This is a genomic window from Prosthecobacter sp., from assembly GCF_044378005.1.
In the GTDB taxonomy this organism is placed as follows: Bacteria; Verrucomicrobiota; Verrucomicrobiia; order Verrucomicrobiales; family Verrucomicrobiaceae; genus Prosthecobacter.
On the sequence record NZ_JBILYB010000206.1, the window covers coordinates 1 to 7,901 of the forward strand.

The 7,901-nt window shown below is 60.2% G+C and carries 6 protein-coding genes; all 6 read right to left on the reverse strand.

Annotation, left to right across the window (positions count from 1 at the left end):
* Positions 1–1,218 (reverse strand): DUF1501 domain-containing protein (locus tag AC6FTP_RS24205; RefSeq protein WP_497209479.1); only part of this gene is annotated, 1,218 nt, incomplete at its 3' end.
* A 1-nt stretch (position 1,219) separates the two neighbouring features.
* On the reverse strand, positions 1,220–4,120 hold the full coding sequence (locus AC6FTP_RS24210) for a PSD1 and planctomycete cytochrome C domain-containing protein (protein WP_497209480.1): 2,901 nt from the start codon (positions 4,118–4,120) through the stop codon (positions 1,220–1,222).
* Positions 4,117–4,776: a GntR family transcriptional regulator gene (locus AC6FTP_RS24215; RefSeq protein ID WP_497209481.1), complete on the reverse strand. Its 660-nt coding sequence runs from the start codon at positions 4,774–4,776 to the stop codon at positions 4,117–4,119. Before AC6FTP_RS24215 ends, AC6FTP_RS24210 begins: the two co-directional genes overlap by 4 nt.
* 151 nt (positions 4,777–4,927) lie before the next feature.
* Positions 4,928–6,031: an aldose epimerase family protein gene (locus AC6FTP_RS24220; protein ID WP_497209482.1), complete on the reverse strand. Its 1,104-nt coding sequence runs from the start codon at positions 6,029–6,031 to the stop codon at positions 4,928–4,930.
* Between the two features lie 35 nt (positions 6,032–6,066).
* On the reverse strand, positions 6,067–7,353 hold the full coding sequence (locus tag AC6FTP_RS24225; protein WP_497209483.1) for an MFS transporter: 1,287 nt from the start codon (positions 7,351–7,353) through the stop codon (positions 6,067–6,069).
* Positions 7,354–7,381: 28 nt separating this feature from the next.
* On the reverse strand, positions 7,382–7,901 hold a 520-nt coding region (locus AC6FTP_RS24230; RefSeq protein WP_497209484.1), incomplete at its 5' end, for a hypothetical protein.

The window sequence follows — 7,901 nt, forward strand, 5'->3', positions numbered from 1 at the left end:
GATCTCGTCGGTGGCGCCGTGGACGATGCCGGGCTTCACTCCGGCACCGGCGAGCCATGAGCTAAAGGCCCATGGATGATGCTCGCGACCTTTGGCGTCGGCGGTGTTGTTGAAGGGAGTGCGGCCAAACTCGGTGGTCCAGACGACGAGCGTGTCGTCCATCATGCCGCGTTGTTTGAGGTCCTTGAGCAGCGCGGCGATGGGTTGATCGACGTTCTTCGCGAGAGGCACATGTGTCATCATATCGCCATGTGCGTCCCAGTTGCCGGAGGAGCCGGTGTCGATGAGTTCCACGAAGCGCACACCTCGTTCAACAAGGCGTCTTGCCGCGAGGCATTGCCAGCCGAAGCCGGTGGTCTGGCCGCGCTGAAGGCCGTAACTGGCGAGCGTGGCGTCGGTTTCCTGTTTGAGATCAAACGCGTCCGGCACGGCCATCTGCATGCCGAAGGCAGTCTCGAAGGTCTGCATGCGGGCGGCGAGCAGCGGGTCGTGCGCTCTTGTGGCGAGGTGTTCCTCGTTCACTTGGCGCAACGCGGCGAGTTCGAACTGCTGGCGATTTGTGGGCACACGCGGAGCCACATTGGCGATGGGTTCCGCGCCTGGCACTACAAGCGTGCCCTGATATGCACCGGGCAGGAAGTCGCTCGCGAAGACCTGCGTGCCCGCGTAGGTCTGCTTCGGCGCGATGACGACAAAGCCGGGCAAATTGCGGTTCAGCGTGCCGAGACCGTAAGTCATCCACGAGCCGATGCTGGGCCGCGATTGTGCAAAAGAACCCGTGTGCATGCCAAGCGTGGCATTGTAGTGATTTGAGTGCGAGGTGTGCATCGAGCGGATCAGCGCGATGTCGTCCACGCACGTCGCCAGATGCGGAAACAACCCGCTGACCTCCGTGCCGCACTGCCCGTGCTTCGCGAACTCCCACTGCGGCCGCTTCAAATAGATGCGCTCATAGCCGGGGCGGCCTTTGATCTCGGGATGGTCGGCTTTGATCTCCTTGCCGTGGCCTTTCACAAGCTCCGGCTTCGGATCAAAGGTATCCACATGCGACACACCGCCCGTCATGAAGAGGAAGATGACATTCTTCGCCTTCACCGGGAAATGCGTCTGCTTCGGAGCAAGCGGGTCCGCATTATCAGCGAGCAGTTGCTGCACGATGCCGGGAAACAACAGGGAACCGGCGGTGGTGGAGATAAAATGACGGCGTGAAGTGTTCATATCAGTCGATGTGCAGGAACTCATTGCTCGCCATGAGCACGCGCACTTGCGCGGCCCATTGGTTGGCGATGTCGGCGGGGTAGGTGGCGAGGAAGGCCTTAGTTCGCTGTGTTTCGGCAGCGGTGGGTTGGCGTTGGAAGAGGATGCGCCAGGATGCGGTGATGCGCGTGTCATCGTCAGGCAGGGACGCGAGCTTTTTCGCCAAGGTATCGGCCTGGGCGTGGAAGAAGGGATCGTTGATGAAGTAGAGCGCTTGGGTGGGCACGGTCGTCGTTTGTCGGGCGGCGGTGGTGGCATTCGGGTCGGCACCGTCGAAGAGCGAAAGGAAAGGATGCCGTCGCTGGCGCTGCACCATGAGATAGGCGCTGCGTTTGTTCGTCTCATAGACGGCGTTGAAGGGATTGTGCTGGCTGAACTTCCATGTCGCCTCGGCGGGAAAGGGATGCGCCTCAGCGGGTGTGAGATCGAGCTGGCCGGAGGCGGTGAGCAGGCTGTCGCGCATCTCCTCGGCGGTGAGGCGGCGGCGTGGGAAGTGGGTGAGCAGGCGGTTGTCGGGATCAGTGGCGGCGGATGCGGCACTGGCGCGTTGATACACTTTGCTGCTCAAGATGAGCCGGTGCATGGCTTTCACGCTGAAGCCGCTCTCGACGAACTTCGACGCGAGCCAGTCGAGCAACTCGGGATGCGTGGGTTTTTCGCCCCGGGCACCGAAGTCATTCGAGGATCGCACGAGCCCTTGGCCGAAATGCCATTCCCAGATGCGGTTCACCATCACGCGGGCGGCGAGCGGTGATTTCACAATCCAGTCGCCGAGCTGCTTGCGCCCGCTGCCAGCTTCAGCGTGCACTGGTTCACCTCCGAGGATGGACAGCCAGCGGCGCGGCACTTCGTCGCCGAGTTTCTCGGGATCGCCACGCAGATGAAGGCGGTCATTCTTTGGCTTCGCATCCACCACGGCATAGGCGACGGGAATCACCGGCATCGGCTCAGGCTCGGCAGTCGGCTTCAAGCTCGCGCCGAGTTGTGCTAATGCTGTTCCATACTCGGGTGCTGCGATGTGTTTGAGTTCAAAGGACACGCCGTCGCCATTCGGAATGGGATGCGCATCGGCTACACGACCGCTCAGCGTGATCTCGCCATCGAGTGGGCTGATCCATGCGACCGCCACGGGACGCTTTGGACCGGGATGCACGAAAAACGACTCCGCCGCGAGCGTGGTCCACGCCATCACCTGCTGATCTGCCGAGTTCACCAGCACGGATGGCGTATCACCGCTGCTCCACTTTTTGAGAGCGCTGTTGCCGTTGAGCGAATCGGCCTTGTCGGTGAGGAACGCTGGCGCGCTCGTTGTTTCGAGGAAACACCACGCCGCGCCATCGCGTGCGGGATGCGGATTGCCCTTCATCAAGTCCGGCACCAGCTCCGCGACGCTCCACGAACGCATCGCGCCATCCGTCTCTGCGATGCGCCACTCGATGAGCGTCGTATCCGCGCCGTGGCTGGTATTGGGCGACACCGCGAGCTGCACGACCTCACCTTTGCGCACGCGGAGGCGATGCTCGAAGGGCACGCTGGCTCCTTCGGCAATTTTGGATTCGGCCAGCACCTTGCTGCTCGTGCCGCCTAGCTTGGCGATGGCTTCGCCGGCGGACTTGGCGGCCGTGAGCTGCTTTTTCTTTGCGGCTTCAAGTGGCGCGTTCTTTTCCTGCCACGGCTTCATCAGCGCATCGACTTCCTTTGGCGTGATCAGCGGCACCATGTCGCGCGGCTGGCCCTTCGGCTCACATCCAGGAAACGCGAAACGCGTGCTGCCGAACATACCGTAGAGCGCGTAGTAGTCCTCTGCGGTGATGGGGTCGTATTTGTGATCATGGCAGCGTGCGCAGCCGGTGGTGAGACCGAGGAAGTTCTTCCCCAGCGTGTCGATCACATCCTCATGCGTGAGGTGCATGTCTTTTTCGATGTCGTGACCAAAGCGCCGTGCGATGGCAAGGTAGCCGGTAGCGACGATGCCCTCCGCACGCTGCTTCGCGTCTGCTTTATCGAGAAGGATGTCACCTGCGAGCTGCTGGCGCACGAAGTCGTCGTAGCGTAGATCGCTGTTGAAGGCATCAAAAACCCAGTTCCGGTAGCGCCAAGCATGCATGAGTGGCCGGTCGGTGTTTTCGCCTGCGGTGTCAGCGTAGCGCACCACATCCAGCCAGTGCCGTCCCCATTGCACGCCGTATTGCGGCGAGGCGAGCAAGCGCTCGATGAGCGGCTGCAATGACGAATGGCGAATGACGAATGACGAACCTGAGGTGCATTCGCGGACGAACGCCTCCACATCCTCCGCGCTCGGTGGCAGGCCGGTGAGGTCGTAACTCAGGCGACGGATCAATGTGCGAGGATCGGCGGGTGTTGCGGGTGTCAGTTTTGCTTCGGCGAGCTTCGCGTTGATGAAGTCATCCACGCTCTTTGATGCATCCACCTTCGGCAGCGGCTGAAAAGCCCACCATGACTTCGCCTCGTCCGCTTTCATGCCCGCGATCTTCGCTGCCGCCACACGAGGATCCGGCGCACCCATCTTCACCCACTCGACCAGATCCGCGATGAGCGCCGCGGGCAGCTTTCCACCCTTCTTCTTCGGCGGCATGGCGAGGTCGTCGTCATGATAGCGCACCACTTTGATCAACAGCGACTCATCCGGTTTGCCCGGCACGATGGCTGGGCCCGTGTCGCCGCCCTTTTCCCAGCCCTGCTTCGTATCCAAGGCGAGCCCGCCCTTTGTCTTCTCCCCACTGTGACACTCATAGCAGTGCTCCACGAGCACCGGCCGCACCTTTGACTCAAAAAAGGCATGATCCTCCGCGAACGACGTGTGCGTGGCGAGCAGCAAGGTGAATGAGGCGAGGTATCTCATGGCTGCACCTCCGTCGTTGGCAGCCACTCGCGCCAGCTCAGGATGTGCTGGCGCATCAGGCGTTCGCATTCGGTGGGGGACTTGGTTTTAAATGCCTCTACCACACCTTGGTGACTGCTCACGGTCTCTGCACGGGTGCCGCGCGTCTGGAGTTGCTTCGAGCGATGCAGCCTCCCCAGCCAAAGTTCCAACTCACTGCGCAGCGAGTGCCAGAGCTTGAGCAGTCGTGCATTCCCCGATGCCTCCAGAATGATCTCATGGAAATCCAGATCCAATTGCGTGACTTGGAGCAAGGTGGTGGCTTTGCTGGTGGCCTTGATGTTTTTCTCAAGACGCGAGCAGTCTTCGCGCAGGGCTGGTGCGGCCAATCGCGCCGCCACGGGTTCCAGTGCGAGACGCAGCACATAAAGCTCTTCAAAATCATGCGGCGTCAGGTCTTTGACATAGGCCCGCCCCGTGTCGCTGAACTCCACCAATCCCTCCCGCTCCAGGGCAAACAAGGCCTCCCGCACGGGCACACGGCTGACGCCAAGCCGTTGCGCAACGGCAGACTCAGCGAGGAGATGACCGGGGGAGATCTCACCATCGAGGATTTCTTGCCGGAGACGGGAGACGGTGATGTCGGAGCGAGTGGTTGTAGATGGAGGTAAGCTCATGTGGTATACCGTTTCAATACGGTATACTGTCAGAGCTCTTTCAATCCAGAACGTAAAATCATCGGACGATCTCGAGAATGATAGGGACGCTGTGCTGGGCCACAGATATTCCGACTCATTGATGCCAGCCCCGTTTCACAAACCCCAACGATCAACGCGTTTTGAAGTGATGAATGGTCGTGGTGCTATACGTCTGGCTAGGACGGAGGATGGTCGTGGGGAACTCGGCGTGATGGACGGAATCGGGGTGATGCTGGGTCACCAGGCAGAGGCCGTGGAAGCGGTCATAGCCCATGCCGTTTTTACCTTTGAGCGGTGTGGTGTAGGTGGCGGTGTAGAGCTGGATACCGGGTTGGTCGGTGAGGATTTGCAGCACGCGTCCGCTCTTAGGCTCATACACTTCGGCGGCAAGGGCGGGCTTTGTCTGCGGCTTGTCGGCGAGAACGAAGGCGTGGTCGTAGCCGCCGATGGAGATTTGATCAAAGCGGCTGCCAATGACCTCGCTCTTGGTGAAATCAAACGCGGTGCCTGCGACGGGCAGCAGTTTTCCTGTGGGCAGCAAGTCGGCATCGGTTTCGAGATAGCGCTGCGACTGCAAGCTAAGCCGATGGTCGAGCACGGTGCCACTGCCTGCTCCAGCGAGGTTGAAGTAAGTGTGGTTGGTGAGGTTGATCGGCGTGGCTTTGTCAGTCGTGGCCTCATACTCGATGACAAGTGCATCCTCCTCGGTGAGCACATAGATGACGCTGGTGTTGAGATTGCCGGGGAATCCCTGGTCGCCATCCTTGCTGAGGTAGGTTAGGCGCAAAGCAGGTCCTCTTGGGTCGGTGACGATTTCTGCTTTCCAGATGACCTTGCTGAAACCCTTCAAGCCACCGTGCAAGTGGAAGCTGGTCTTCGGATGCAGATCCAGCGTGTAGGACTTGCCATCGAGATCGAACTTGCCGCCCGCGATGCGATTGGCCACGCGCCCGGTGATGCAGCCGAAAAAAACGCCGCCATTGTGCTCTTCGTATTCAGCCACCGTGTCGAATCCGAGCGCGATGTCGGCGAGTTTGCCCGCGCGATCAGGCACATGCAGTTCGTTGATGATGCCGCCCAGGGTGATGACCTTTGCGGCAAGGCCATGCTTGTTCTTCAAGGTGTAACGCTCGACGGATTCGCCATCGCGCGTGGTGCCAAAGTTGTCTTTGGTGACTTCTGCCTGAGCGGAGATGAGGCCGACGGCTAGTAGGGTGAGGATGAGGTGTTTCATGGAGTGTTGGAGTGGTAGAAGGATGGAGAGTTGGGTTATTCGTGCAGACGTTCGTCGGAGTTGATGAAGGCCCAGCAGATGGCGCCGAGGAAGTAGCTGAGGGCGAAGAGGCCCATGTTGATGGCCCAGTTGTTGTTCGTGGCGGCGAGCACGAGGGGCACGGCCATGGGGGCGATGGCTCCGCCGACTTGGCCCATCATGTTCATGCTGCCGGAGAGTGCGCCGGTGTGGCGTCCGCCGACATCCATGCACGCACCCCAGGCACCGGGCATGGCGAGATCGCTGCACAAAGCCGCGAGACCAATGGCCAGCACGGAGGCCACGGGTGTCTGAAGTTGCATCGAGACGAGCAGCATGAACCCCGCAGCGCCCATGCCGAGCACTCCCAGCCAACGACGCGTGCGGGCGATGCTGCCGAGCCACACATCCAATCGCGCCGAAAGCAGACCCGCAAGGATGGAGCCGATGCCGCCGAAAAACAGCGGCACACAGGCCAGCAAAGCTCGCTGCATGTCGCCCATGCCGGCGAACTGTTCCTTCAGATACGTGGGGAACCAGGTGATATAAAAATACCAGGCGTAAGACATGAAAAAATACTGAGCCCAGAGCATCCAGACTGTGCGGGAGGCCAGCAGCTTGCCCCACGGCATGGAATGATCACCGCTGTGCTGCGTTTCGCCAATGACAGCCAGCTCGCCCGCATTCACCGCCGGATGATCCTTCGGAAAATCGCGGAACCAGCGGTAGAACGACAGCGCCCAGACCACGCCCAGCAGACCAAAGATCAGAAACACCCACCGGTAATGCAGGCCGAGTCCGAACTTGCCCTCACCACCACTCGCCAACATCCAACCGACCAGCAGCGGTGTGAAAGCACCACCCCATCGAGCGCTCAGCCACAAGATGCCCTGGGCTTTGACTCGCTCGGCCGACGGGAACCAGTTGGTAAAAGCCTTCGTGATGTTCGGAAAACAACCCGCCTCGCCCATGCCAAAGAAGAACCGGCTGACCACCAGCGACCAGAGATTCCACGCCCAACCCGTCGCCACCGTGAAGAGAGACCACATGCCCACCACCCGCATCAGCACCTTGCGCGGCCCAATGCGATCTCCGAGCCAGCCACCGGGGATTTCAAACAAGGCGTAAGCCCAACCAAACGCGGTGAAGGCGTAACCCATCTGGATTTTCGTCAAACCCAGATCCTCCTGCATCGTCGGAGCCGCCTGCGAAATGCAGACGCGGTCCACATAAGTGATGATCGCCAAGGTAACGGCGAAAAAGAGCACGACGCGGCGTGCTTGGGATGGAGGAGGATTAGTCATGAAAATGGAGAGCGGTGGAAGACATACATCATCGAATCCAAATCCCTTTCCCCGTGCCGCCTTTCGGTGTGGTCTTGGGGTAGTCGGGGTTGGGTTTTTGCTCGATGACTTTGACGACTTGCTCGATGGGCAAGTCGGTCTGCGAGTCACGAACACGGACCCCGGAGATACTGACGTTGCGCACGGTGCAGTCGAGGTCAGGTGAGAAGATTTCCGTCCACTTCTCTGGCTTGCTCGGACCTCCGCTCTGGTAGGTCATGGACTTCGGGCCAATAGCGAGCAGGTGCCATTCAGGAGTGACGGGATGATTCACGCGGACGTTGTGAACGATGAGGCCATCGGTGTTGGCGTGGAGTTCAATCTTGCCTGGGTGATTGAAGGTGAGGTCTTCAAAATGGAGCTTTTTGAGCGTGCCAACGCCGATGCTGAAGTCGGTGCCGCGACCGAGTTCGAGGTTCGGCTGGTCATAGAGCTTGAACTCACGAATGTCCGTGATGCGGCGCAGCGTGATGTCGCTGATGGGGCAATCGAGCGTGGTGCCATCGTCA

Excerpts from the sequence above, each read along its gene's own strand:
- AC6FTP_RS24225 (WP_497209483.1), bottom strand. The coding sequence starts at position 7,353 with ATGACTAATCCTCCTCCATCCCAAGCACGCCGCGTCGTGCTCTTTTTC.
- AC6FTP_RS24215 (WP_497209481.1), bottom strand. The coding sequence starts at position 4,776 with ATGAGCTTACCTCCATCTACAACCACTCGCTCCGACATCACCGTCTCC.
- AC6FTP_RS24220 (WP_497209482.1), bottom strand. The coding sequence starts at position 6,031 with ATGAAACACCTCATCCTCACCCTACTAGCCGTCGGCCTCATCTCCGCT.
- AC6FTP_RS24210 (WP_497209480.1), bottom strand. The coding sequence starts at position 4,120 with ATGAGATACCTCGCCTCATTCACCTTGCTGCTCGCCACGCACACGTCG.